General features: G+C 58.0%; 23 protein-coding genes. 13 read left to right on the top strand and 10 right to left on the bottom strand.

Translation table 11 applies throughout. The features are described from left to right. Window positions 1–5 precede the first annotated feature (5 nt). The gene (locus IFT53_RS02990) at window positions 6–455 is read left to right on the top strand and encodes a hypothetical protein (RefSeq protein WP_042617991.1); all 450 of its coding nucleotides are present in this window, start codon (window positions 6–8) and stop codon (window positions 453–455) included. Between the two features lie 79 nt (window positions 456–534). Here the strand turns inward: IFT53_RS02990 and IFT53_RS02985 are convergent, their stop codons facing one another. Together IFT53_RS02985 and mscL are read right to left on the bottom strand one after the other, a co-directional pair. After that, complete coding sequence (locus tag IFT53_RS02985) at window positions 535–1,707, bottom strand: pyridoxal phosphate-dependent aminotransferase (RefSeq protein ID WP_192063401.1); 1,173 nt, start codon at window positions 1,705–1,707, stop codon at window positions 535–537. Window positions 1,708–1,836: 129 nt separating this feature from the next. Further along, window positions 1,837–2,265 carry a large conductance mechanosensitive channel protein MscL gene (gene mscL, locus IFT53_RS02980; protein WP_192063402.1) on the bottom strand — a complete coding sequence of 143 codons (429 nt, stop codon included), beginning with the start codon at window positions 2,263–2,265 and terminating at the stop codon, window positions 1,837–1,839. A gap of 206 nt (window positions 2,266–2,471) precedes the next feature. On the opposite strand from mscL, the gene IFT53_RS02975 reads away from it, so the two are divergent. Then, window positions 2,472–5,981, top strand: a complete 3,510-nt coding sequence (locus IFT53_RS02975) for a PAS-domain containing protein (protein WP_192063403.1) — start codon at window positions 2,472–2,474, stop codon at window positions 5,979–5,981. 68 nt (window positions 5,982–6,049) lie between these two features. Here the strand turns inward: IFT53_RS02975 and IFT53_RS02970 are convergent, their stop codons facing one another. The 8 genes from IFT53_RS02970 to IFT53_RS02935 form a co-directional block, all read right to left on the bottom strand. Then, window positions 6,050–7,894 (bottom strand): methyl-accepting chemotaxis protein, encoded by a 1,845-nt coding sequence (locus IFT53_RS02970; protein WP_192063404.1) that lies wholly within the window; start codon window positions 7,892–7,894, stop codon window positions 6,050–6,052. 234 nt (window positions 7,895–8,128) lie between these two features. Then, window positions 8,129–8,473 carry a monovalent cation/H(+) antiporter subunit G gene (mnhG, locus tag IFT53_RS02965; protein WP_042617996.1) on the bottom strand — a complete coding sequence of 115 codons (345 nt, stop codon included), beginning with the start codon at window positions 8,471–8,473 and terminating at the stop codon, window positions 8,129–8,131. Further along, window positions 8,470–8,751: a K+/H+ antiporter subunit F gene (locus IFT53_RS02960; RefSeq protein ID WP_042617997.1), complete on the bottom strand. Its 282-nt coding sequence runs from the start codon at window positions 8,749–8,751 to the stop codon at window positions 8,470–8,472. The genes mnhG and IFT53_RS02960 overlap by 4 nt, the downstream gene beginning before the upstream one ends. Further along, window positions 8,748–9,236 carry a Na+/H+ antiporter subunit E gene (locus IFT53_RS02955; RefSeq protein ID WP_042617998.1) on the bottom strand — a complete coding sequence of 163 codons (489 nt, stop codon included), beginning with the start codon at window positions 9,234–9,236 and terminating at the stop codon, window positions 8,748–8,750. The genes IFT53_RS02960 and IFT53_RS02955 overlap by 4 nt, the downstream gene beginning before the upstream one ends. Further along, the gene (locus IFT53_RS02950; protein ID WP_192063405.1) at window positions 9,233–10,879 is read right to left on the bottom strand and encodes a monovalent cation/H+ antiporter subunit D; all 1,647 of its coding nucleotides are present in this window, start codon (window positions 10,877–10,879) and stop codon (window positions 9,233–9,235) included. The genes IFT53_RS02955 and IFT53_RS02950 overlap by 4 nt, the downstream gene beginning before the upstream one ends. After that, window positions 10,876–11,211: a Na+/H+ antiporter subunit C gene (locus tag IFT53_RS02945; RefSeq protein WP_042618000.1), complete on the bottom strand. Its 336-nt coding sequence runs from the start codon at window positions 11,209–11,211 to the stop codon at window positions 10,876–10,878. The genes IFT53_RS02950 and IFT53_RS02945 overlap by 4 nt, the downstream gene beginning before the upstream one ends. Then, a complete protein-coding gene (locus tag IFT53_RS02940) occupies window positions 11,212–14,130 on the bottom strand; it encodes a monovalent cation/H+ antiporter subunit A (protein ID WP_192063406.1) in 2,919 nt (972 codons plus the stop codon). It lies immediately after the preceding gene. A 93-nt stretch (window positions 14,131–14,223) separates the two neighbouring features. Beyond that, window positions 14,224–14,613, bottom strand: coding sequence for a hypothetical protein (locus IFT53_RS02935; protein ID WP_192063407.1), 390 nt, complete (start codon window positions 14,611–14,613; stop codon window positions 14,224–14,226). Window positions 14,614–15,128: 515 nt separating this feature from the next. Here IFT53_RS02935 and IFT53_RS02930 point away from each other — a divergent pair. The 11 genes from IFT53_RS02930 (at window position 15,129) to glf (ending at window position 26,653) form a co-directional block, all read left to right on the top strand. Beyond that, window positions 15,129–16,724, top strand: coding sequence for a methyl-accepting chemotaxis protein (locus IFT53_RS02930; RefSeq protein WP_244656196.1), 1,596 nt, complete (start codon window positions 15,129–15,131; stop codon window positions 16,722–16,724). Further along, on the top strand, window positions 16,724–17,023 hold the full coding sequence (locus tag IFT53_RS02925; protein WP_042618004.1) for an STAS domain-containing protein: 300 nt from the start codon (window positions 16,724–16,726) through the stop codon (window positions 17,021–17,023). The genes IFT53_RS02930 and IFT53_RS02925 overlap by 1 nt, the downstream gene beginning before the upstream one ends. After that, complete coding sequence (gene cheY1, locus IFT53_RS02920) at window positions 17,020–17,385, top strand: chemotaxis response regulator CheY1 (RefSeq protein ID WP_042618005.1); 366 nt, start codon at window positions 17,020–17,022, stop codon at window positions 17,383–17,385. The genes IFT53_RS02925 and cheY1 overlap by 4 nt, the downstream gene beginning before the upstream one ends. Before the next feature lie 16 nt (window positions 17,386–17,401). After that, window positions 17,402–19,678 (top strand): chemotaxis protein CheA, encoded by a 2,277-nt coding sequence (locus IFT53_RS02915; RefSeq protein WP_042618006.1) that lies wholly within the window; start codon window positions 17,402–17,404, stop codon window positions 19,676–19,678. A 12-nt stretch (window positions 19,679–19,690) separates the two neighbouring features. Beyond that, on the top strand, window positions 19,691–20,599 hold the full coding sequence (gene cheR / locus IFT53_RS02910) for a protein-glutamate O-methyltransferase CheR (RefSeq protein WP_042618007.1): 909 nt from the start codon (window positions 19,691–19,693) through the stop codon (window positions 20,597–20,599). Further along, window positions 20,596–21,651 carry a protein-glutamate O-methylesterase CheB gene (cheB, locus tag IFT53_RS02905; protein WP_042618008.1) on the top strand — a complete coding sequence of 352 codons (1,056 nt, stop codon included), beginning with the start codon at window positions 20,596–20,598 and terminating at the stop codon, window positions 21,649–21,651. The genes cheR and cheB overlap by 4 nt, the downstream gene beginning before the upstream one ends. Then, the gene (gene cheY2 / locus IFT53_RS02900; protein ID WP_042618009.1) at window positions 21,651–22,040 is read left to right on the top strand and encodes a chemotaxis response regulator CheY2; all 390 of its coding nucleotides are present in this window, start codon (window positions 21,651–21,653) and stop codon (window positions 22,038–22,040) included. Before cheB ends, cheY2 begins: the two co-directional genes overlap by 1 nt. Beyond that, a complete protein-coding gene (gene cheD, locus IFT53_RS02895) occupies window positions 22,037–22,582 on the top strand; it encodes a chemoreceptor glutamine deamidase CheD (RefSeq protein WP_042618010.1) in 546 nt (181 codons plus the stop codon). Before cheY2 ends, cheD begins: the two co-directional genes overlap by 4 nt. 102 nt (window positions 22,583–22,684) lie before the next feature. Further along, on the top strand, window positions 22,685–23,068 hold the full coding sequence (locus tag IFT53_RS02890; protein WP_042618011.1) for a hypothetical protein: 384 nt from the start codon (window positions 22,685–22,687) through the stop codon (window positions 23,066–23,068). 257 nt (window positions 23,069–23,325) lie between these two features. Further along, window positions 23,326–25,377 (top strand): O-linked N-acetylglucosamine transferase, SPINDLY family protein, encoded by a 2,052-nt coding sequence (locus IFT53_RS02885; RefSeq protein WP_192063409.1) that lies wholly within the window; start codon window positions 23,326–23,328, stop codon window positions 25,375–25,377. Between the two features lie 118 nt (window positions 25,378–25,495). Beyond that, window positions 25,496–26,653 carry a UDP-galactopyranose mutase gene (glf, locus tag IFT53_RS02880; protein WP_342365785.1) on the top strand — a complete coding sequence of 386 codons (1,158 nt, stop codon included), beginning with the start codon at window positions 25,496–25,498 and terminating at the stop codon, window positions 26,651–26,653. Window positions 26,654–26,685 lie beyond the last annotated feature (32 nt).

The raw sequence follows: 26,685 nt of genomic DNA, 5'->3' as shown, positions 1-26,685 counted from the left end.
TCAATATGAAAAAATGCGCATATTCGGCTGAACGGGAAGAAATCTTGGCTCGTGCGATTGGTCCTGTGGCAGCCGAGCTTCGTTTAATCGATGCGGGAGATCTGATCTCCCTTCTGAAGTTTGAATATTATAGTAGCCTTTCGGATCTCGTGGATTCGGCGGCTGAACTCTATTTCCATCCAGGCACAGTCTATTTCGGCATTGGTGGAGACTACAAGCTGGACTGGGATACCTATCCGTCCATTACTCTGGACCTGGAAATCAAGCCGAAAGGTGTGACCATCTATGCGCAGCTACAGCTGGGCAAGGACCACGCCGGCATCAACATCAACCACATCAATTTCCAGAATCCATCGAGCGATCCGAACGAAAACACCGCGTTCCTGGCCGATAGTTTGCGACACGCGACCTTTTACCGGACCCCCGAAGCTGCTCCCACCAGCACTGCGCATTAAGCGCGGCACCGACCTCCACGACATGGAAATATGGAACGGCAAGGGCAATCCTCTGATTGTCCTTGCCGCTTGTCGTCGGTCAGCGCGTTTTATCCAGAATATAGCTCGATAGCCGGTCTGCCGCGTCCTCGATCTGCGCCGGATTGCGCAGGAAGCAGGCCCGCAGAAACAGCTCTCCGCCCGCGCCAAAGGCTTTGCCGGGTGCAAGGCCGACGCCGACCTTGTCAACGATGTCGAAGGCTGCCGCACGGCTGTCCGTCACGCCGTCGATCTTGAGGAAGGCATAGAGTGCGCCATCGGGCTTCAATGTCTCCACCCTGTTGGTGGCAATCAGCGCGTCGCAGAGAATGTCACGCGATCTGGCAGCGCGGGCAAAATTCTGTTTGATGAAATCGTCGCCATGATCGAGTGCGGCGATGGCACCGCGCTGCATGAACTGGGCCACGCCTGATGTCGAATACTGGATAAGGTTTTCGATGACCTGACCGATTTCCGGCGGCGCCACCAGCCAGCCCACGCGCCAGCCCGTCATCGACCAGTTCTTGGAGAAGGAATTGGCGAAGACGATGCGATCATCATCTTCCATAATATCGAGGAAGGAGGGCGCACGCTGCCCGGTATAATGGTAGAGCGCGTAAATCTCGTCAGCGATGATCCAGAGGCCGTGCTTGCGGGCAAGCGCCAGAATATCGCGCAGATTATCCAGCGTTGCCGTCCATCCGGTCGGGTTGGATGGGGTGTTGATGAAGAGCGCCTTCGTCTTCGGCGTGATGGCCTGCTCCAGCTTGGCAATGTCGATATCCCATTTGCCATGGGTGAAATCGATGCCGACGGGAACGGCCTTGGCACCGGCAACACCGATGGCCGCGACGATATTGGGCCAGGTGGGCGTGAGGTAGATCATCTCGTCGCCGGGCGACGTCAGGGCCTGCACGGCAAGCACGATGGCCTGCATGCCGGAACCCGTGACATAGAAATGGTCGGATGAAAGCGTAGCGGCAAAATGGCGCTGGTAATAGCGACCCAGAGCCTCGCGCAACTCCGGAATACCGCGCTGCCATGTGTAGAAGGTCTCGCCGCCCGTCAGCGCATCGGCTGCGGCCTGCGCAATGAAGGCAGGCGTTGGGAGATCGCCTTCACCCACCCAGAGCGGCAGGAGATTTTCGCGGGCATGGGCGTATTTCTTGACCTCGACAATGCCGCTTTCGGGCGTCGAGAGAGAGCGGGCGCTTAGACTTTTCAGAACAGACATGAAGGCACTCCAGTGTATGTGCCTTCTTAGCGCATCAGGCGTGCAGCGTGCATGATATTGTGTGAAGACATCACGGATTTTTCTGATGGATCATGCACGCCGAACTGGCACACCGGACTGGCTTGGCTATCAGCGGGTCTTCAACAGATCGCGGATTTCCGTGAGCAGCCGCACGTCTTCCGGTGGCGGGGCCGGTGCCTTCTTTTCCTCGACCTTCTGGCGCTCGACAGAGGCGCGCAGCTTGTTCACGCCCTTGACCATCAGGAAGATGATCCAGGCGAGGATGACGAAGTTGATCACGACGGTCAGAAAGTTGCCATAGGCAAAAACCGCGCCCTGTTCGCGGGCGGCAGTCAGCGAATCTGCCGTGACCTTTGAACTGAGCGGCAGGAAGTAATTGGCGAAATCAAAGCCGCCGAACACCGCGCCCACGATGGGCATTATGAGGTCATTGACCACGGATTCGACGATCTTGCTGAACGCCGCGCCGATGATGACACCCACGGCAAGGTCCATGACATTGCCGCGTGCGATGAAAGTTTTAAACTCGTTCAGCATTCCACATATCCCTCTCTCAAGCCCTCTCGACCCAAATCTTCGGAATGGGTGTTCATTGATAACATCTCAAATTTCGAATGTGCAGATATGTGCTGCGAAAAACCAGCAGTTTCACCATGTTAAACTTTATGCCAAGGCGCGAGCCAATTCTCATTGTCCCGGAACTGGCTTATGCTTGGCGCTGAGGATGGTGGGGAGAACAGCCAGTGCTTCCGGGGTGGATCATATTCGTATCGGCGTTCGCCTATATTCTGCTGCTCTTTGCAGTGGCAAGCTATGGTGACCGCAAGAGCCGTCAGAAACCCGTCTCCAACAAGGGCAGGCCGGTTGTCTATGCGCTAAGCCTTGCCATCTATTGCACATCCTGGACCTATTTCGGCGGTGTCGGTCTGGCATCGGAGCGAGGGCTGGAGTTCCTCGGCATCTATACCGGCCCAATCCTCGCCTTCACGCTGGGCATGCCCATTTTGCGGCGCATCGTGGAACTGGCCAAAGCCGAAAAACTGACCTCGGTCGCCGATTTCATTGCCGCCCGATACGGTAAGAACCCGGCAGTCGCCACGCTGGTGTCGGTCATCGCGCTGGTGGGCGCCATTCCCTACATCGCCCTTCAGCTCAAATCCGTTTCCAATTCGGTTGCCGCCATGGTGGACCCGACCGCTTACGGCATTGGAAGCGGCAACCTCTATTTTCTCGATCTTCCGCTTCTGGTCACGGTCATCATGGCCGGTTTCGCCGTCATGTTCGGCACCCGCCACACGGATGCGACCGAGCATCAGGATGGGCTCATTCTCGCCATCTCCATGGAATCGGTGGTCAAGCTGGTGGCCATCTGCACGGCGGGCGTCTATGTCGTTTTTTTTCTGTTCGATGGTCCGGCGCAGCTATGGCGTCTGGCATCTGAGAATACGCAGGTCATGCAGGCCATGTCCTACCAGACGCCGATCAGTCGCTGGATCGTGCTGACGCTGCTGTCTGCCTTCGCCATCATTCTTCTGCCGCGCCAGTTTCACGTCACCGTGGTTGAAAACCGCACGCCGAACGAGTTGCGCACGGCGAAGTTCCTTTTTCCGCTCTACCTCATCGCCATCAATATCTTCGTGTTGCCCATTGCCATTGCCGGGCTTCTGACGCTTGGCAGCAATGGCAATGCCGACCTCTATGTGCTGCAATTACCGCTCGTCAACCAGATGCCAGTAGTGTCACTCATTACCTTCATCGGCGGGTTTTCGGCAGCCACGGCCATGGTCATCGTCGCCTCTGTGGCGCTGTCCATCATGGTGTCGAACGATATCGTCATGCCGATTTTCCTGCGGCAGAAACTGCTGAACCGCACAGCGCACCGCGATGATTTTGCCCGGACGCTTCTCAATATCCGCCGCACCGCCATCTTCGCGGTTCTGTTTCTGGGCTATGCCTATTACCGAGCGGCAGACAGCGCATCGGGCCTTGCCTCCATCGGCCTGCTGGCCTTTGCGGCCATCGCACAAATGGCACCATCACTTCTGGGCGGGCTTGTCTGGCGGCGGGCGAATGCGCGTGGCGCCATTGCGGGGTTGAGTTCCGGCTTTATTGTCTGGGCCTATCTGCTGTTTCTTCCAAGCCTTGGCGGGCCGGATAATTCCCAAGTGGCCGCAACGGTTCTGAGCTTCCTCTTTCCCGGCGCTGTTGTCTTCAGCGGGCCGGGGGCGGACCCGCTCGTCAATGCCGTGACCTTGAGCCTGCTGGTCAATTGCGTGGCCTTTGTGCTGGGTTCGCTGTTGCGCAACCCGAGACCGGCCGAGCGCATCCAGTCCGGCATTTTCGTGAAGCGCCACTCCAAATCGCAATTCGCGACACGCGGCTGGAAAACACGGGTGAGTGTCGGTGATCTGAAGGCGGCCGTAGGGCGGTATCTCGGCGAGGAACGGATGCTGCGCTCGCTGGCAGCCTATGAGAAAACCGCTGGCCGCAAGCTGGAGGACGACCAACCCGCCGATATGGCACTCGTGCATTTTTCCGAGCAATTGCTGGGCAGCGCCATCGGCTCCTCTTCGGCAAGGCTGGTGCTGTCGCTTATCCTGCAAAAGACGGAGGATACCAGTGCCGACACCGTCTGGCTGCTGGATCAGGCCAGCGAGGCGCTGCAATACAATCAGGACATGCTGCAGACAGCGCTTGCGCAGATGGATCAGGGCATTGCGGTTTTCGACAGCTCTCAGCAACTGACCATCTGGAACCGACGCTTCCGCACCCTGCTGGATCTGCCGGAGCAGTTCGGACGGGTCGGCCTGCCTCTCTCCGACATTGTCGGCATGCTGGAAGAGCGCGGCGATATTGCGCCCGGCCAGCAGAGCCAGACCATCGAGCTGTTTTTGAGAATGGATATGCCGTTTTCGCTGGTGCTGGCGGGTGGGGCGCGCATCATCGAAGTTCGCTCCAACGCCATGCCGGACAAGGGCATCGTCGCAACCTTCACGGATATTACCCAGCGCGTGGCAAGCGACCAGGCCTTGAAGCAGGCCAATGAAACGCTGGAGCAGCGGGTGGAACAGCGCACCGGGGAACTGACCCGCGTGAACCACGAATTGGCCGAAGCGCGGGCCGCAGCCGATGAGGCCAATGTGGGCAAGACCCGCTTTTTCGCCGCCGCCGGCCACGACATTCTCCAGCCGCTGAATGCGGCACGGCTCTATTCTTCGGCGCTGGTGGAGCGTGTCGGCGAAACCGAAAATGGTGCGCTCGCGCTCAACATCGATTCGGCACTGGAATCGGTCGAGACCATTCTGGGTGCCGTGCTGGATATTTCCCGCCTCGACACAGGCTCCATGAAGCCGCGCATGGCATCTGTGCCGCTCAATGATCTGTTCAAGCGCATCGAGACGGATTTCGCGCCCATGGCCCGCGAGAGGAACCTTGAACTCATCGTCATGCCCACATCGCTGACCGTGAAATCCGACATCAACCTGCTGCGGCGTCTGGTGCAGAACCTCGTTTCCAACGCCATCAAATACACCCTGTCCGGCAAGGTCATTGTCGGTGTGCGCCGCCGGGGCAAGGAGGCGGTCATTCAGGTGGTCGATTCCGGCATCGGCATTCCCTCATCCAAGTTTCGCACCATTTTCAAGGAGTTTGCACGGCTGGACGAGGGCGCGAAGACAGCGGCTGGTCTGGGGCTTGGCCTTTCGATCGTTGACCGGCTCTCGCGCATTCTGCATCACCCGGTCCATCTGTCTTCGGTCCAGGGCAGGGGCACGTCTTTTCGGGTGCATCTGCCGCGTGAGATGACGCAGGGGCGGACCGCCCGATTGGTGGAGCGTGATGCACCAACGTCCATTGGGCAACAGCTGCACGGCTTTCGCGTGCTGTGCATCGACAATGAGCCGAAGATACTGGAAGGCATGCGCTTGCTAATGTCTGGCTGGGGTTGCGAGGTCAGCCAGGCGGGCTCCTTTGCCGAGATTGGTCAATGGCCCGATACAGAATCCCGCGCTCCTGATCTCGTCATTGCCGATTATCATCTGGATGATGGAAACGGCATCGATGCGGTTCTTCGTTTAAGGCAGGTCTATGCCAAGGACATTCCGGCGCTTCTTATTACCGCCGACAGAACCTTGGAGGTGCGTGCCCAGGCCGAAAAGGAAGGCATTGCCGTGCAGCACAAACCGGTGCGGCCAGCCGCGCTGCGGGCCTATATCAATCAGGTTTTCAGCGTCACCCGGGCAGCCGCAGAGTGACAAATGCAAACGGGCCGCCCGATAGTCAGGCGGCCCGCATATGGTTTGGCTAAAAGGGTGCGCCTGCTTTAGGCAGCGCGGTTGTAGCGACCCTGCTGCTGGGCTGGCTCGCCGATCTGGAAGCGTTCGACAAGGCCGAGCAGAGCCTCGACTTCTTCAGACAGCATCTGCGTTGCGGCGCTCGATTCTTCCGCCATGGCCGCGTTCTGCTGGGTCATCTGGTCCATCTGGTTGACGGAGCCGTTGACCTCATGCAGCGCCGATGACTGGTCGGCGGTGGCTGTTGCGATGGTTTCGACGTGCTTGCTGACGACCACGATCTGCTGGCTGATATCGGACAGAACCTGTCCGGCTTCCTGCACCAGAAGCGCGCCGGTGCCGACCTCGTTGGTGGACTGGTTGATCAGTGTCTTGATTTCGCGTGCAGCATCTGCCGAACGCTGTGCAAGCTCACGCACTTCCTGCGCCACGACCGCAAAGCCCTTGCCCGCGTCACCGGCACGTGCCGCTTCAATACCGGCATTCAAGGCCAGAAGGTTGGTCTGGAAAGCGATTTCATCGATGACTTCGATGATCTGTTCGATCTTCTTGGAAGCATCTTCGATACGGCCCATCGCGTCGATGGCGTTCTTGACCACCGTGCCGGAACTATCGGCGCTTTTCTGGGTGATGCGAACGGCCTGGTTGGCTTCACGCGCGCGTTCTGCCGAAGACTTCACGGTGACGGTGATCTCTTCAACGGCGGCGGCGGTTTCTTCCAGAGACGCAGCCTGGGATTCCGTGCGGCGTGACAAATCGTTGGAGGACTCGCGCATTTCAATGCCATTGTTCTGAATGACCAGCGTTCTATCGCGGATCTGTGCCAGAACATCCTTCAGATTGGCAAGCGAGCTGTTGAAGTCTGTGCGCAGCTGCTCCAGACGGCCAGAGAACGGCGTATCGATGGTCCGGGTCAGATCGCCCTGCGACAGGCGGGCAAGGCCACCAGCCAGCTGGTTGACGGCGTAGTCGATCTGGCGGTCCGTCTCGCGCTTTTCAGCATCGTTGCGGCTGCGCTCAGCCTCGGCCTCGGCACGTTCTTCGGCGCTGCGTCCTTCGATCAGAAGTTTCTCATGGGCGTTGTCACGGAAGACTTCCAGCGCACGGGCAATATTGCCGAACTCGTTGCCGCTTTGCGCATAGGGAATGGTCGTATCCAGCTTGCCCTGCGACAGGGACTTGACCGCGTTGGTGAGGATGCCGAGCGGGCGAAGGGTGCGATTGATAAGGAAATATCCCAGAAAGCCGAAGACCAGCATGACGCCGCCGCCGCACAGCAGAACAATATCGCGAACACCATCCATATGGGCCTGATAAACCGTCATCGGTACGCCAACGAAGAGAATGCCGACGGCGGCACCTGTCTTCGACAAAACCGGTACGTAACCCGTCATATAATCCGTGCCGAACAGAGTGGCTTCACCGAAATAGGCCTGGCCCTTCGTGATGCTTGCGTAGGCGGGGTGAGTGAGTGCCAGCTTTGTGCCCATCGCCCGCTCGCCCTTCTCGTTTTTCAGGTTGGTCGAGATGCGCACGAAATCGGACCCCTCAGCCTGAAACACGGTGGCGACGCCACCATTTGCCATGCCCGTGCGGTCCACGAGATCGAAATCCCGCATTGTGCCGATGCTCGGTCTGCTGATCGATTTCAAATCGCCATTTTCCATGGCAAGCTGCACACCGCCGATCTTCAACTCATAGAGCATGGCCATGTTTCTGATGGCGCGCTGCGTATCGATCCGGGCACTCTGCATCACGTCGTCCTTCAACCTGATATAGGTTGTGGTTCCAACGGCGAGGATGCCCATGAAGATAAGTGCAATCGTCATACAGACGATCTGCACCACTATGGATTTTGGAAGAAAGCGCGCCATAAAATACCCCGAAACAAACTGAATTCCGCCATGATGCGGGAAAACCGTTAAAATTCAGGGAATATCCGCGCGTGTAACATCACGATAACATTCGACAATCATCCGAAAGTTGATGAACATCAAATATTGGAATTCATTGCCTTATTTCAGAAATAAAGCAATTGCCGATGGAAAAAATGCGTCTGGCAGCTTTTCAAATTTTGAAAAAACTTCGCGTTTCTCGATTTTAATTTATCAGAGGCTTTGCCGGGTCACCGGGTTCTGTTCGGCACGGTCACGGTAAAGGGCGGCGCGGCCCAGCAGCATCAGCGAGACCGGCGTTGTGATGGTCATGAACAGGCCGATGAAGATTTCGTGGAACACAGGCCGCTGGCCCGAGACCGAGAAATAGATGATCGAAGCCATGACGATGCCGCCCGTGCCCCAACTCGTGCCGAGCGTGGGCGCATGCAGGCGCTCATAGAAGCTTTGCAGCCGTGCAAAGCCGATGGTGCCGATGAGCGCAAGCGACGAGCCCAGGAGAACGAAGAAAGCGACGAGGATGGCAGCCCATAATGGGAATTCGGCGGCGTTGCTCATTCGATCACCTCTCCGCGCATCATGAATTTGGAAAGCGCCACCGTGGACACGAAGCCGAGGATGGCAATCAGCAAAGAGGCTGCGAAATAGACATCGTTGCCGGTGCGAAGCCCAAAGACGAGGACCAGCAGCATGGCGTTGACGTAAAGCGTATCCACACCCAGAACCCGGTCCTGCGCGCGAGGGCCAATGGCGATGCGATACACGGAAATCGCCATGGCGATGGCTAGAAACAGCTGGGCGATAAAAAACGACCAGAAAAGGATAACCGAACTCATTCGAATATCTCCATCAGTAATTTCTCATATCGGCTTTTGATGAGGTTCTGCCAATGGGCCTCGCTGACCTCATCCAGAACGTGGATGAGCAATGTTCCCTGCGATGAATTATACTCCAGCCATGCACTTCCCGGCGTCGCCGTTAGCACGACGGCCAGCACCGCAAGGCCCATGGGATCGCGCAGTTCCAGCGGTATGGTGATGAAGCCTGCATTGGCGCGGCGTCTGCGGTTCAAGATGATGATGACCGCGACGGATATGTTGGAGCGGATGATGTCATAGAGCACGATGCCGACGAGCTTGACCAGAAGATGCCAGTTGCGGATGCGCGGCTTTGGTGGGCGCAGCGACGCCATGGCCCACGAGGCCACCAGCGCCACCCCGGTTCCCAAAAGCAGATGGCCGGGTGAAAAGGCGTTGATCGTCATCCAGAAAACGATCAGCGATAGTGTGAGCAATGGATAGGGCAAAAAGCGCGAGATCATGGTGCGACCTCCGTGCTTGGAGCGGCTCTGGGTGCGGTCATCACGCCCTGAATGTAGCTTTGCGGAAGCCCGCTGATGCGTGCGGTCTCCTGCATGTAACGCATGATCGGACCGGCGGCGACCGTCATGGCAAGGGTCATGCCCAAAAGCAGCAGGATCGGCGCGATTTCGATGACGAGAACACGTGGCACCGTTCCTTCCAGCGAACCCCAGAAGGTACGGATGCCCGCACGCGTCATTGAAATCAGTGAGGCAAGGCCCGAGAAAACGATGAGGAAGACCAGCCACCAGGACAGGGTCGAGACCGTATCATTCGCGCCAAGCCCCGACGGGTTGAGAATGGCCGACAGCATCGAGAACTTGGCGATGAAGCCCGAGAGCGGCGGCAGACCGGCAAGAAGAATGCCGCAGGCCGCAAAGCAGGTGCCGAGCACGGCCATTGTGCCGGGCATGGTGACGCCAACCTCGTCTTCCGGCTCGTCGTCCTCGCCATCGCCATAGGCTTCCATGGTCACGGCCAGAACGTTCGCTCCGGCATCCTGCCCGCGCTCCACAAGCTCAATCAACAGGAAGAAGGCACTGATGGTAAGTGTCGAGGAGACAAGGTAGAAAAGCGCACCGGCAGCAACTGTTGGGTTGCCGGTGCCCATGGCGGCCAGAAGGGTGCCGGATGAGACAAGCACCGAAAAACCGGCAAGCCGCCCCAGCGCCTGCGAGGCCAGCACGCCGATCGTGCCGAAGACAATAGTGGCGATGCCGCCGACGAGAAGCGCATCATGGCCAAAGCCTGCCGACGCGCCTGCGGTTTCTCCGAAGAGCAGAAAGGACAGGCGGGCGATGACGTAAATGCCGACCTTGCTCATGATGGCAAAGAGCGCCGCCACGGGTGCCGATGCCGCGGTATAGGCGGAGGGAAGCCAGAAGTTGAGCGGCCACATGCCTGCCTTTACCAGAAAGGCGATGCCAAGCACGGCCGCGCCAGTTTCCAGCAGCATGCGCTGATCTGGGTTGAGACCGGCAATGCGCTGCGCGAGATCACCCATGTTGAGCGTGCCCGTGACCCCATAGATCAGGCTGACGCCGATGAGGAAGAACAGGGCAGCGACAAGGTTGATGGCGATGTAATGCAGCCCGGCCTTGACGCGCAATTGGCCTGAACCGTGCAAGAGCAGACCATAGGACGCGGCCAGCATGACTTCGAAGAAGACGAAGAGGTTGAAGAGGTCGCCGGTTAGAAACGCGCCATTGACGCCCATCAGCATCAGATGGAACAGGGAGTGGAAATGCGATCCGGCCCGGTGCCATTTCGCCAGCGAATAGACGAGCGAGGGTATGGCCAGAAGCGCGACCAGCAACACCATGAGGCCTGACAGGCGATCTGCCACCAGAACGATGCCGAAGGGGGCTGGCCAGTTGCCGAGCAGGTAAACGCCGGTCGAGATGACGGCGGCAACTTCTGTGTTGATGGTGGAGTTGACCTCAAGGAACAGTGCGACGGCAACGCCCAGCGAAACAAGGGTGCCGATGACGCTCAAAATAGCCTTGGTGGTGCGCTTGCGCTCATCGATGAACAGCAGCAGGGCACCAATAATCAACGGCACCAGAATGGGTGCGATGACGATATGGACGGGGAAGGCGTTCATTTCGTTTCCCTCCCGTCGACATGGTCAGTGCCGGTGAGGCCGCGTGCGGCCAGAAGCACGACGAGGAAGAGGGCGGTCGTCGCAAAGCCGATGACAATGGCCGTCAGCACCAGAGCCTGCGGCACGGGGTCCGTCAGCGTGGAGGTGATGACGCCGTCCAGCAGCAGGGGTGGTGCGTTGGTCTTGATGCCGCCGACGCCGAAGATGAACAGATTGACGGCGTAGGACAGAAGCGACAGGCCGACAATGACCTGATAGGTGCGCGGGCGCAGGATGAGCCACACGCCCGACCCCGTCATGACACCGATACCGATGGCGAGAATGAGTTCCATTTACGCGTCCTCCGCTTTTGCGGCGTCGGGCATACGTACCTTGTAATTACGCAGCGATTGGTGCGCCAATGCTATGAGTATGAGAACGGTGGCGCCGACAACGAGGGCAAAGACGCCAAGGTCGAAGAGAAGCGCCGTCGCCGTTGGCATTTTTCCGATATAGGGCAGGTCCGTATACTGGAAATAGGAGGTGAGGAACGGGTGCCCGAAGAACCACGATCCCATGCCGGTTGAGGCTGCCAGCAACAGGCCAAAGCCCATCCAGCGCAGCGGCAGAATGCGGATGCGGTCTTCCGCCCAGCGCGTGCCACCCGCCAGATATTGCAGCAGGAAGGCAATAGCCATGGTGATGCCAGCAGAGAACCCGCCGCCGGGCAGATCATGGCCGCGAATGAAGAGGAAGAACGAGAAGGTGACGATGACCGGGAACATCCACTGCATGATGATGGAGGGCACCAGAAGATAATCGCGGACCGTATCGCCCTTGCTGCGGTCAGGATTGTCCGCATCAAACGCGTTCTGAATGCGCTGCTGTTCCGGCAGGCCAATGCTTTCATGGGCAGGGCGGAAACGGCGAAGAAGCGCAAACACGGTGAGGCCGACAATGGCCAGAACCGCAATTTCTCCCATCGTGTCGAAGCCGCGGAAATCCACCAGGATGACGTTGACGACATTGGTGCCGCCGCCCTGTGTATAGGCATTTTCGAGGAAGTAGTTCGCAATGGTGTTGGGCACGGGCAAGGTCATGACCGCAAAGGCAATGACGCTCATGCCGATGCCGCAGAACACGGCCAGCATGAAATCCCGTCCGCGACGAAGCTGTGCGGGAAGTTCGCTGTTATTGTCCACCTTGACTTCGCGCTTGGGAAGCCAGCGCAGGCCAAGGAGAATGAGAACCATGGTGACGATCTCGACCAGCAACTGCGTGATGGCCAGATCCGGTGCCGACAGCCACACGAAGGTGAGGCAGGTGACGAGACCCGAGACGCCGAGCATGACCAGTGCGGCAAGCCGGTGATACTTGGCCTGCCACGCGGCACCCATGGCCGCAATCATGCCGATGCCCCATAAAATGGCGAAGATAGGGTCGAATGTCGTGACGCTGGGGAGCGTCAGCGTAAACTGCGACGAGGCCACGGGCGAGAAGCCCGCAATCAATGCGACCAGTATCAGCATGCGCAATTGCGGCTGCAAACGCCGGGTGCCAAGCGTGCTTTCCAGCCAGCGGGCCCATTTCCAGGATACGGTGACGATGATGCGCTCGAATATGCGCTGCCCGCGCAGGTGACGAAACACCGGAGGGCCGTCTTCACACCGGGCGAAATAGCCGCCGAGCGCTGCATAGATCGCCACACCGCCGATGAGCGCGACAAGGCTCATCATCAAAGGCAGGTTGAAGCCGTGCCAGATCGAAAGGCTGTAGGCAGGCGTTTGCGGGCCAAGCACCGACAGAACGGCGGAATGCAGGAAGGGGCCGATGGACAGGCTTGGTACGATACCGACGATCAGGCAGGCAACGACCAGCAACTCGATGGGGAAGCGCATCCAGCGCGGCGGCTCATGCGGCTTGGGATTTGGGATATCGTGCGGTGCCGGGCCGAAAAACACGGTGTGGATGAAGCGCAGCGAATAGGCCACCGCAAAGGCACCCGACAGCGTCGCGACATAGGGAAGGGCCTTGTCCAGCAAGGAATCCGCGTGGGTTTCAACCGATTCCGCGAAGAACATTTCCTTGGACAGGAAGCCGTTGAACAAGGGAACACCGGCCATGGCCGCGCTGGCCGCCATGGCAAGCGTGGCGGTTGCTGGCATGAAGCGATAAAGGCCGCTGAGGCGCCGCATATCGCGGGTGCCGGTCTCGTGGTCGATGATGCCAGCCGCCATGAACAGCGACGCCTTGAAGGTGGCGTGGTTCATCATGTGGAAAATTGCAGCAACGGCTGCGAGCGGGCTTCCAAGGCTCAAAAGTGTGGTGATGAGGCCGAGATGGCTGATGGTGGAATAGGCCAGCAGCCCTTTCAGATCCTGCTGGAACATGGCGAAATAAGCGCCGAGCAGCAATGTGGTAATACCGGCAAAACCGAGCAGCCAGAACCATTCCTGCGTGCCGGCGAGAACTGGCCATAGGCGCACCAGAAGGAAAACGCCTGCCTTCACCATGGTGGCGGAATGCAGATAGGCCGAGACCGGCGTGGGCGCGGCCATCGCATTGGGAAGCCAGAAGTGGAACGGGAACTGGGCGCTCTTGGTCAGGGCGCCGATGAGAATGAGAACGAGTGCTGGAACATAGAGCGCATGGGCGCGGATTTCCGAACCTTTTGCCAGAATATCATCCAGATCATAGCTGCCCGCCATATGGCCGAGGATCAGAAAGCCCGCGAGAAGGCAGAAGCCGCCAATGCCGGTCACGGTCAGCGCCATGCGCGCACCATCGCGGGCCGTGGCGTTCTGGTGCCAATAGCCGATCAGCAGGAAGGAGAAGATACTGGTCAATTCCCAGAAGATGGAGAGAAGAATGACATTGCCAGACAGTACAATGCCCAGCATGGAGCCCATGAAGGACAGAAAGAACGCAAAGAAGCGCGGAATAGGGTCTTCCGCCGACATGTAATAGCGGGCGTAAAGCACCACCAGAAAGCCGATGCCGGTAATGAGGATGATGAACATCCAGGCAAACGCATCCAGCCTCAACGTGAAGTTGAGGCCAAGCTGGGGAAGCCATTCCACATCATATTTGATGACGGCTCCGCCTTTGACGCTGGCATATAGAAAAATCGCGGAGACGAGGCCAAACAGCGCGATGCTGCCAGCAACGGCGGCAGGCGCGCGCACCGCCCCGTATCGCGGCATCATCGTGGTGATGATGCTGCCGATGAAGGGCAGGGCAATCAGAATGGGAAGGAGGATTTCAATGCTCATACAGGCTGGCAATTTCTCTGGCGTTGCGGTTGGCGGTGCATATGCCCGTCAGCTTCGCCAATCCCGAACGAAGGGGGAAATCGGCAGCGACGGCTAGGAGACCGTTTCCGGTGGCCCGCGAGGCGAAGCCGCTCCTAGAAGATGAAAGCCCGGTATTTTCGCGTACGGGTTATCAAAGCCGATCGGGATATTGACTTGCGCCTCGACCGCTCTCTGCACCGGCAGATGATGATGGACAAAGCCGTGATCTGCCAATTTCAGGCAATGATCGACAATCTCCGTGCAACCCTTGGTTTCCGCAGCCGTGGCCGATGCGATGTCCTGCGGGGGAAGTTGCGAACGCTCGAGACGGTTCGGTTTGAGAACAGGCGCACCGTTGGCAGCAGCCTGAAGCCCCATGAAGACGAGCATGCCCGCAACAAAAAGATCGATCAGCCGATTTGAGGGACGAGAGGCGCAAAGGCGGTTCCCCATCGATGGCAAATCGTATCTCCTCCGTCGTCGTCAGCGTTTCGTTAAAACATCACCATGGAAGCGAATATCGTGTGTTTTCGTTTTAGGGGAACGGTGTTGCCGTTGTCCAGCGCGCTACGGGAAAAATAAGAAATCTTTTCCGATATTAACGATTCCAGCACAAACTACTGCTGTGCTAACGTAACGACAGGTAAATGATTCAGCTAATTTTAGCAACTTTGAGTCATATTGGGTTTTCTTAACGTTCAATCAACGAATTAACCATAAAGATTGGACGTATTTTACGGCGGAACGAGGATCGACACAGATCTTCTTCCAGGCATGACGCCGCCCTGCCGTACCGGGTCGATCCGGTATTCAGTTGATTGCAGAAGGCTCAGCGCGTCGGTGCGACCCATTCATGGTGCGCACACTCGTAAATTATCCGTCCTGGATAATTATCCCCCCGGATACTGGGATTCTCAATCGGTCATTGGCCGGTGTGATCCGGCGTAGCTTTTTGGGGACGTCGCTTGGGGCAGGAATTGCCAACAGATCAAACGAGAAAGGCCACGGGCAGTAGCCTGGGCGGCCGTCTGCGTTTTGCCGGTCTGGACCAGGACCAGTGCGATCTGCTGCGCCGCTACCGCGTCATGCTCGAACCCCATGTCAAGGCAGGCCTGCGCGACCTGATGGTTCGCTTCCAGTCCATGCCCGACTGTTCCCCATCCTTTGAAAGCGAAAACCAGCTCGACAGGCTGCATGATCTTCAGACGGCGCATTGGAGCGTGCTGACAGATGCAAGGTTCGATGCTGTCTATGCCGAGCGCGTCAAGGTTCTGTCCGACACCGAAAGCCGCATGGGTCTTGACCCGCGCTGGCATGTGGCCGGACATGCCGTTGTTCTCGAAAACCTTTTGGGCGGATTGATTTCGCAGCACGCGCCGCGCTCGATCCTGCCGGGCAACAGCAAGCGCCACCGTGAATTGGCCGAGGCCGTAAAGGCTGTTGTGCGCCTTGTGATGGTGGATACGGAGATCGCGGTTTCCCTGCGCTTCAACGAATTGCGCCTGCGCCACACCCAGGAACTTGCCAAGCAGCGCGAAACCGATCAGGCCGATGCCAAGCGCCTTCTGGGTGATGCCTTGAACGCATTCGCCGCTGGCGATCTAACGGCACGCATTACCGGCGATATTCCAGACGCCTATCGCGAACTGGCAGACGCCTTTAACGGCGCTCTGGAAAAGATCGAGGCTTCTCTGGCTGCCGCTCAGGCAGGTGTGCGTGATGCGCAGACCGCGACCGAGCGCATGGCAGGCGAGGGCCGGACAATGGCTTCGCAGTCCTCCGAGCAGGCGCAGAGATTTAACGGTGCATCCGACACGCTTGGGACCGTCATCGACGACGTTCGCACCAGCAGCGAGCGCATTCAGGCCGCAGAAGCTGCGATGAAGCAGGCTCGCACTGCCGCCACCGAAAGCGGCACGGCTGTTGGCGAGGCCATCAGCGCCATGGCCGGTATCGAGCATTCTGCCGAACAGATCGGTAAAATCATCGGCTCCATCGATGAAATCGCCTTCCAGACCAACCTTCTAGCCCTCAACGCAGGTATCGAAGCGGCCCGCGCTGGCGACAGCGGACGCGGTTTTGCCGTGGTAGCGCAGGAAGTGCGTGCGCTTGCACAGCGTTCTGCCGATGCGGCGCGGGAAATCAAGAACCTCGTCAACGGCACCAAGACCCAGGTGGTCGAGGGTGTTCGCATGGTCAACCGCACACAGGAAGCCATTGGCGGCGTCGTTCGTCAGGTTTCCGGTGTCAGCGATATGATCGGCGATGTGGCACGCCGCACCGGCGAAAATGTCAGCAGCTTGCAGGGCGTTGCTGTGGAACTCGGTTCCATCGGCGCAGAAACGGACCGTTCCGCCAACCGCCTGACAGGGGCAGCGCAGGACGCCGACGACCTGCACACCGTTATTCTCGAACTGGGCCGGACTGTGCGGGAATTCCGCATTGCCCGACAGGCCGATGCGGCAGCAGAGCCGGTTTCGAGACGCTATCAGCAGACCGTGGCGACCATGCGCGAAGAGCTCGTGGACTATGGCTACGAGCATCAACAATTCAGACGCCAAGGAGTGATTTGATGGCAGGCAGGAAAGCAGCGCAGTCGACATTGAAATTGTCACCGGTGCTGGACCTCAATCAGGCATCCGTCTTGCACGGAAAACTGATGGAGATGAGGGGTGCCCCGCTTGCGGTGGATGCCTCCGAGGTCGAGCGCGTGGGCGTACAATGCGCCCAGGTCTTAATGGCCGGTGTCAAGGCCTGGGAGACTGACGGCAAGGCATTCACATTTTCAAAAGCATCGGACGCATTTGAGAAAACCCTTAAACTGATCGGCGTGGACATCGATCACATCCTCCCGAAGGAGAAGCAGAAATGAAGAAGAAAGTTCTGACGGTCGACGATTCCAGAACGATCCGGAATATGCTCCTGTTGACACTGAACAATGCCGGTTTTGAAACGATCCAGGCAGAAGACGGTATCGAAGGACTTGAAGTTCTCGAAGGTTGTCATCCTGACGTTATCGTCACCGATATCAACATGCCCCGTCTCGATGGCTTCGGCTTTATCGAAGGCGTTCGTCGCAACGAAAAATACCGCGCAATTCCCATCCTCGTGCTCACCACTGAAAGTGATGCCGAGAAGAAGAACCGCGCCCGCCAGGCAGGCGCTACCGGCTGGATCGTCAAGCCGTTCGACCCTGCAAAGCTGATCGATGCCATTGAACGCGTAACTGCTTGATACGGGACCACATACGATGGATATGAACGAAATCAAAGAAATCTTCTTCCAGGAGTGCGAGGAGCAACTCGCAGAGCTGGAATCAGGTCTTCTGAAATTAAATGACGGCGACCGCGACCCGGAAACCGTGAATGCTGTGTTTCGTGCCGTTCATTCCATCAAGGGTGGTGCGGGCGCGTTCGGTCTGGAAGATCTCGTGGCATTTGCCCACGTTTTCGAAACGACACTGGACTGCGTTCGCTCGAACAAGCTCGAACCGAACCAGGACGTCCTGAAAGTCATGCTGAAATCGGCTGACGTTCTGGCCGATCTGACCAACGCCGCCCGTGATGGCAGCGGCGTGGAAGACAGCCGAACGCGCGGTCTCGTCAAGGAACTGGAAGCACTGGCCAATGGCGAAATGCCATCCGGCGGGTCCTCCTCGGAACCGGCAGCGCCAAAAGCGGCAGCACCCAAGGCAGCAGCACCGGCACCGGCAGCCGCCGCAGCGCCTGCGCCAACCGATGACAGCGGTTTCCAGCCCGTGGCCTTCTCCTTCGGCGAGTTCGAGGATGACGTGACGCCGATGATGGAAACACCATCGTTCAACGTCGTGTTCAAGCCGCAGACATCGCTTTACACCAAGGGCAACGAAGCCGCCCTGTTGCTGCGCGACCTCTCCCGCATCGGCGAGATGAGCATCAACTGCGACATGGGCGCCCTGCCTGCGCTCGAAAACATCGAGCCTGAGACCGCCTACTTCCAGTGGAAGATCACCATCAAGACGGACAAGGGTGCCGCTGGCATTCGCACCGTGTTTGAATTCGCCGAGTGGGATTGCGATCTCGAAATCACGGAAATCGTCTCGGAAACACCGCCCGAAGAAGAACTTCCGATGATCCCGGTTCCCTTCGATCTGTCGGTTCTCGACGATACGGTGGACGAGCCTGCCGTGCAGTCGGCTGACGCCGAGGAAACAGTGGCTGCAAAAACGGTCTCAACAGCCGTTGCCGCAACCGAGGTGACACGCACCGTTTCCGCTGCTGCCGAAAAGAAGGAAGCACCAGCTGCCGCAGCCGCTGCAGCCAATGCCGCCAACGCAAGCGCTGGCCAGACGATCCGCGTCGACTTGGACCGCGTCGACCGCCTCATCAACCTGGTGGGCGAGCTCGTCATCAACCAGGCAATGTTGTCGCAGAGCGTCATCGAAAACGACACGACCGGGACATCTGCCGTCAATATGGGCCTGGACGAACTTCAGCAGCTGACACGCGAAATCCAGGACAGCGTTATGGCTATCCGCGCGCAGCCGGTGAAGCCGGTCTTCCAGCGCATGTCGCGTATCGTGCGTGAAGTCGCTGATATGATCGGCAAGCAGATCCGCCTGATCACCGAGGGTGAAAACACCGAAGTGGACAAGACGGTCATCGACAAGCTGGCCGAGCCTTTGACGCACATGATCCGTAATGCCGTCGACCACGGCATCGAGACACCTGAAAAGCGCGAAGCTGCTGGCAAGAACCCGGAAGGCACCGTCAAGCTGACGGCGAAGCACCGTTCGGGCCGCATTCTCATCGAATTGTCCGATGATGGCGCGGGTATCAACCGCGAGCGCGTTCGGCAGAAGGCCATCGACAACGATCTGATCGCTGCCGACAGCAACCTGACGGATGAGGAGATCGACAACCTGATCTTCGCACCGGGCTTCTCCACCGCCGACAAGATTTCCGACATTTCGGGTCGTGGCGTGGGCATGGACGTGGTCAAGCGTTCGATCCAGGCACTCGGCGGTCGTATCAGCATCACGTCGCGTCCGGGCCTTGGCTCTACATTCACCATGAGCTTGCCGCTTACGCTGGCCGTCCTCGACGGCATGGTGGTGACGGTGGCCGGTCAGACGCTCGTCGTGCCTTTGACGGCGATTGTCGAAACCCTGCAGCCGGAAGCCGTAAACATTCACTCCTTCGGCTCCAACCAGCGCCTGATTTCGATCCGCAACTCGTTCTGCCCGCTGGTGGACGTCGGTCGCATTCTCAACTTCCGCAACACCCAGGCAAACCCGGTCGACGGCGTAGCCCTTCTGGTGGAATCGGAAGGTGGCGGCCAGCGTGCCTTGATGGTCGACGCCATCCAGGGTCAGCGCCAGGTCGTTATCAAGTCGCTCGAAGCCAACTACACCCATGTTCCTGGCATTGCTGCCGCAACCATCCTCGGTGATGGCCGCGTCGCTCTCATTCTGGATGTGGATGCGGTCGTCGGTGCGTCTCGTGGCCAGTCGCTCAAGCAAGAGATGTCTCTTGCGGTAGCCGGTTGAAAGTAGTGATGAATGACAGCGCTCAAGTTTAACGATACACGCCTATCCCCGGATGAAGTGCTCGCCAGCGGAGAATATCCGCTGACGCGCCGCGACCTCTCCGAAATAGCCGCGATGATCTATGCCGATGCCGGCATTTATCTGAACGACACCAAGGCGTCGCTCGTTTACTCGCGATTGTCCAAGCACATCCGAAACCTGGGTATTTCCGGGTTCCCGGAATACTGCGCGCTCGTATCGTCCGAACAGGGCGCCCATGCCCGTCGCGAGATGCTGTCGCATCTAACGACGAACTTCACGCGGTTCTTCCGTGAAAACCACCATTTCGAAAATCTTCGGGATGAGGTTTTGCCGGGGCTCATCAACAGGGCAAAAGCGGGCGGCCGTGTGCGCATCTGGTCTGCCGCCTGCTCCGATGGGCAGGAGCCGTACTCGATTGCTCTGACGGTTCTGGGCCTGTTTCCCAACGCCGCAGACTATGATTTCCGTATTCTCGCAACGGATATTGACCCGAAGATCCTGGCGCAGGCCAGAGCTGGCATCTATGATGACAACGCACTGGAAACCGTGACGCCTGCCATGCGCAAGCAATGGTTCCAGGACGTCGACGTCGGTGGCCGTCGCAAGCACCAGATCAGCGACAAGGTCAAGAAGTTGATCACCTTCAACGAGCTGAACCTCATGACGCAATGGCCCTTCAAGGGCGGTTTCGACGTGATCTTCTGCCGCAACGTGGTGATCTATTTCGACGAGCCGACACAGGTGAAAATCTGGGCGCGCTTTGCCGGTCTTCTGCCGGAAGGTGGACATCTGTATATCGGCCACTCCGAGCGTGTCTCGGGCGATCCGAAGGCGCTGTTCGACAATACCGGCATCACGACCTACCGCTACATCGGCAAATCCGGCGGGAGGAAAGCATGAGCGTACCCGCCAGAGTTCTTGTGGTCGACGATTCCGCGACGATGCGCGGCCTGATTTCGGCTGTGCTGAAAGCTGACCCCGACGTCCACGTCGTCGGCCAGGCCAGCAACGCCATGGAAGCGCGTGCCGCGATCAAGGAACTCAATCCTGACGTCCTGACGCTGGATATCGAGATGCCGGAAATGGACGGTCTCGAATTCCTGGAAAAGATCATGCGGCTTCGGCCCATGCCCGTCATCATGGTCTCGACGCTGACCCAGCGCGGTGCGGGCGCATCGCTGGCGGCGCTTGAAATCGGTGCTTTCGATTGTGTGAGCAAGCCAGCGCCTGGCGAAAGCAGGCCGTTCAGCGATTTGGCCGAAAAGGTCAAGGCAGCTGCACGCTCGCAGCACCAGAGCTATCGCAATCTGACCGTCGAAAAGCCGGTGATTGCAACACCCATGGCTGTCAGCGATTATCGCGGTGGCCGCAAGATCGTCGCTATCGGTTCATCGACCGGTGGTGTGGAGGCCCTGATTACTGTCTTGCAGAAATTCCCGGCCAACTGCCCGCCCACGGTGATTACACAACACATGCCATCGACCTTTACGAAGAGTTTCGCAGAGCGTCTGAACCGGCTGTGCGCGCCGGCGGTGGAAGAAGCAACGGATGGAGCACGCCTCCAGACCGGTAAAATATATCTTGCGCCGGGCGGTGAACGACATTTGCAGGTCGTTAATCATTCCGCGCCAACTTGCAGGCTTTTGGACAAGGAACCTGTTAATGGCCACCGACCGTCCGTGGATGTTCTCTTCGATTCCGTTGCAGAACTGGCAGGACGAAATGCCGTTGGTGTCATCCTGACAGGGATGGGACGCGACGGAGCCGCAGGACTTTTGAAAATGCGCCATGCCGGTGCTCGCACCATTGGCCAGAACGAAAAAACCTGCGTGGTCTATGGCATGCCGAGGGTCGCTTACGAACTCGGCGCTGTCGAACAACAATTTCCGCTGAACGCAATCGGCGAAGAAATTCTGAAACTTACTGCTGCCCGAAAAGAAGGTTCCGACTAATGTCTCTTGCAGAAAAAATCAAAGTTCTGATCGTGGATGATCAGGTTACCAGCCGCCTGTTGCTCAGTGATGCACTGACGCAGCTCGGCTTCAAGCAGATCACCTCCGCTGGCGATGGCGAGCAGGGAATGAAGATCATGGAGCAGCAGCCCCATCATCTCGTCATTTCCGACTTCAACATGCCGAAGATGGATGGACTTGGTTTCTTGCAGGCGGTTCGCACGAACCCAACCACCAAGAAAGCAGCCTTCATCATTCTGACGGCGCAGGGTGACCGTGCATTGGTGCAGAAGGCTGCCCAGCTGGGTGCCAACAACGTTCTCGCCAAGCCATTTTCCATCGACAAGATGAAAGCGGCTATCGAAGCCGTATTTGGATCCTTAAAATGATTGAAACTGCAGCCAAGCGCGTACACATTATCCAGGGCGAATACAAAATCGCTAGCGATCCCGATGTGGTCCTGACGACCATTCTCGGCTCGTGCGTGGCTGCATGTCTAAGAGACCCTGTTGCGGGCGTCGGCGGCATGAACCATTTCCTGTTGCCGGGGACAGGGGGCGCTGGGGGTGGAGATGCAACCCGTTACGGGGTGCATCTCATGGAGTTGCTGATCAACGGCTTGCTCAAAAAAGGAGCGCGCCGTGATCGCCTTGAGGCAAAGATTTTTGGCGGTGCAAAAACCATTGCCACGTTCTCAAATGTCGGTGAGCAAAACGCTGCCTTTGCGGTTCAGTTTTTAAGGGATGAAGGCATTCGTCTTCTCGGTCAGTCGACCGGAGGAGATTCAGGCCGAAAGATCGAGTTTTGGCCGGTCTCGGGTCGTGCGCGTCAAATACCGCTCAGCGGTGCCGAAGCGCAGTCGACGGTTGCTCTGGAAAGAAAACCAGTGGTGGCTCCAAAGCCAGTGGCAGACGATATCGAATTTTTCTGAGGCGACAAAGCACAGGCAGATCGCCGCGTCGTTTCTTCATTTTGTTTCAGCATTGGACCGGCAACATATTTGCGGTCCGACGCCCTGATCACGGAGCTATTAATGCAGATCGCCGACTATGCCCAGCTTCCCATGTTCGAAGAGGCACTTCCCGAAGTCCTGATGCGGGTGGTTTCCGAGCTTCACGATGTTGCCTATCTGATCGAGCGCATCGAGCCAGAATTGCTCGAAGCGACAGATGGCGCGATGACGATTGAAGGCATGCGGCTTATGCAGGGTATTGACCTTGCGGTTCAAAAGACACGTGGCCTTGCCGAATTTATCGATACAATCACAGGTTCCATTCCGCTCGAATGGGCGGTTGATGTTTCTACCGCGCTCAGCCTGGTGAAGCTTGCCGAAATGCAGAAGGCGCTGGGTGCGGGCATGCGTCATGGGCATTCCCAGCCGCTCGACAAGGCATCCGGCGACTGCGACCTGTTCTAGAACCACCCGTTCATTCAACCGGGAAAGGGTCTGATGCAGTACCCTACCGGCACAGCGTGCCGGTCAAAACCTGTGTGTCCGCCTGACAATTGGCGGATCATTTCTATATTTATCTAATATTACCTTCCACGATCCGCACATCTGCACCGCTTTTCCATGTAAAGCGTCGCGCAAGCTTATAAGTATTAACCTGACCCCCGATTATAACAAAGAGTGGCATGTCGTCCTGCGCCATGCCAACGCCGGGGTTTTGATATATGAACAGTGCCGTAGACGCCTTAGCTTCCAACTCGCTTTTGACACAATTGCTCGAGTTGGCGAGAACTCAACGTCTTGCCTTGCCGGATGTGATCGCCTTTGCTGAAAAATTCATCGCCGAAGGCTACAAAGCCGAAGCGGTCGAGCTGTACAAGACATGGCTAGCCTTTAACGCGACGCAGCCCAATCTGCAGATGGTCTATTTCAACTATTCCGTTCTGCTGCGCAGCATGAACGATACAGCTGGAGCGATCAATGCGATGGACGCTGCATTGCGGATCGATCCGCTTTTTGGCCCTGCGCACATCAACCTGGGTCGCGCCTTCGAAGACTCCGGCACGGTTCCCCTGGCGATCCGCCAATGGCAGAACTTTGTTGACGCAACAGCTGAAATAACCCCTGACCGCGTAACCTACCGGCTGATGGCGCTGCAAAACATCGGACGTGTCATGGAAAATGCCGGTTTGCTGGAAGAGGCCGAGGCCGTGTTGTGGCAGGCTATGGAACTGCGGCCTGAAAAGACAGAGACCGGCCAGCACCTGAGCGCTATCCGCCAGAGGCAGTGCAAATGGCCCATTATCACCCCATCCAGCCACGTGACCCGTCGCCAGATGATCGATGCCCTGTCGCCCCTGACGCTGGGCTGCTTCTCCGACGACCCGATGTTCCAACTGGCGCGCGCCTATACCTACAACAAGTCGCTCGTGGGACGTCTGGACGTGAAAAATTTTCCGCGCCCGAGCGTCAAGCACAAGTCCGGCACGGGCCAGCGCCTGCGCGTCGGTTACGTGTCCTCCGATCTTCGTGACCACGCGGTCGGCTTCGCGCTTCGTGAAGTGCTTGAACTGCACGACAAGAGCAATGTGGAAATCCACGCCTATTACTGCGGCGATCCGGTTTCGAATGACCCGACCCAGATGCGCATGAAGGCAGCTGTCGATGCCTGGCATGATATCGGTGCGCTATCCGACGAGCAGGCGGCACGCCAGATTGCCAGCGACGAAATCGATATTCTGATCGACGTGAACGGCTACACGAAACACGCCCGGATGAAGATTTTCGCCTATCGTCCGGCGCCTGTCATCGTCAACTTCTGTGGCTATCCCGGCTCAATCGGCAGCCCCTTCCATCAATATATGATTGCCGACAACGAGATCGTGCCGCCGTCCAGCGAGATCTACTATTCGGAAAAAGTCCTGCGCGTTGCCTGCAACCAGCCGATCGACCGCAAGCGGACAATTGCCGAAAAGCCAACCCGGCAAGCAGCCGGTCTGCCGGAAGATGCCTTCGTGTTTGCCTGCTTCAACGGTATGCAGAAGATCACACCCGATACGTTCGAGCGATGGAAGGTCATTCTGGCCGCAACACCCGGCAGCATCCTTTGGCTGTTGAGCGGCAACGACAAGGCTGACCAACGGCTACGCGAAAAGTTCGTGGAAGCCGGTATCGAATCCGAGCGCATCATCTTTGCGCCCAAGGCTGGAAATGCCGAGCATCTCGCCCGCATTGCCGTGGCTGACCTCTTCCTCGACACGTTCCCCTATGGCGCGCATTCAACGGCAGCGGACTCGCTGACGGTTGGTCTTCCCGTCCTGACATTCCCTGGAAAGAGCTTTGCCGCGCGCTTCTGCGCAAGCGTTGTTGCTGCAACCGGTGTGCCTGAACTGATCTGCAATGGCCCTAACGATTATGTGGCCAAGGCCATCGCCTATGCCAACACACCTGCATTGCTGAAATTTGTCCGGGACAAGCTTCAGGCCAACCGCGAGACGAGCGCACTGCGCGATATTCCAGCTCTTGCGCGGCGTCTGGAGGAGTTGTTCTGGCAGATGCAGGCGGAAGCCGAGCGCGGAGAAACGCCGGTTCCCGATTTCACCAATATGGGTGTCTATTACGAAATCGGCACCGATCTGGTGACGGAAAACCTGGAATATGTCGACGAACAGGCTTACCGCGCGCGCTACCTGGAAAGACTGCGCGAATGGCACCACTATTCCGCCATACCGACCGACAAGCGGTTGTGGACGGCTGAAGCCTCGGCTACGGCTTGAGACCTGAACGGTCGGGAGCGATTCCCGACCGGTTCCCGTTCGTATTGGTATCATGCGGGGCACCATGGCGCGTAAGCAACAGGCGCGGCGCTCCGTCACATCACAAAAGGCAGACCCAGTGGCACAGCCCAAGAAGATTGCAATTGTTGGCGCCGGTCTTTCCGGTGCGGTTATTGGCCGCGAGCTTGCGAAGGCAGGCCATGAGGTCGACATTTTCGACAGGCGCGACCACATTGCTGGCAACTGCCACACGGAACGCGACGCCGAAACCGGTGTGATGGTGCATGTTTACGGCCCGCATATCTTTCACACCGACGATGCAGAGGTGTGGGAATACGTCAACACGTTCCAGACCTTCATGCCCTACAAGAACCGGGTGAAAACGACGAGCAAGGGGCAGGTGTTTTCCCTGCCGGTCAATCTGCACACGATCAACCAGTTCTTCGGCAAGACCTTCCGCCCTGATGAAGCCAAGGCATTCATCGAAGATCAGGCCGACAAGACCATCGAGGACCCGCAGACCTTCGAAGAGCAGGCGCTGCGCTTCGTTGGCCGTGACCTCTACGAGGCCTTCTTTCAGGGCTACACCCAAAAGCAATGGGGTTGCTCGCCCAAAGCCTTGCCTGCCTCCATCCTGAAAAGGCTGCCGGTGCGGTTCAACTATGATGACGATTATTTCTTCCACAAGTATCAGGGCATGCCGGAAACGGGCTACACGCCGATGGTGGAGCGCATTCTCGATCAGCCCGGCATTCGCATGCATCTGAGCAGCGATTTCGGCCGTGCTGACACGAGCCGTTATGATCACACCTTCTATTCCGGCTCGCTGGATGGCTATTTCGATTACGCCAATGGCAGGCTTGGCTACCGCACGCTCGACTTCGAACGCTTTACCTATGCGGGAGACTATCAGGGCTGCGCGGTAATGAATTACGGAGAGGTCTCCGTGCCTTTTACCCGCATTACCGAGCACAAGCATTTTTCCCCATGGGAAAAGCACGACAGCTCCGTCTGCTACCGCGAGTTTTCCCGCGAATGCGGCCCGGATGATGTTCCTTACTACCCCATCCGGCTTGTCGAGGAAAAAGAGCAGCTTGCGCAATATGTATCGCTGGCAAAGGAAGAGAAGGCCGTGACCTTCGTGGGAAGGCTCGGCACCTACCGGTATCTGGATATGGATGTCACGATCCGCGAGGCGCTCGACACCGCCCGCCTTTTCCTCTCGCTGTCCCAGACGCAAGACGAGATGCCATCTTTCCTCAATCCGCCGCTCTGATCCAGCCGGTTCGCCTCATCAAACGCCCTCTC

Origin of the sequence: Rhizobium sp. CFBP 13644, from assembly GCF_014842165.1 — a bacterium.
GTDB lineage: Bacteria > Pseudomonadota > Alphaproteobacteria > Rhizobiales > Rhizobiaceae > Agrobacterium > Agrobacterium tumefaciens_C.
Note: the sequence above shows the minus strand (reverse complement) of the source record. Positions and strands in the feature narration are given on the sequence as shown.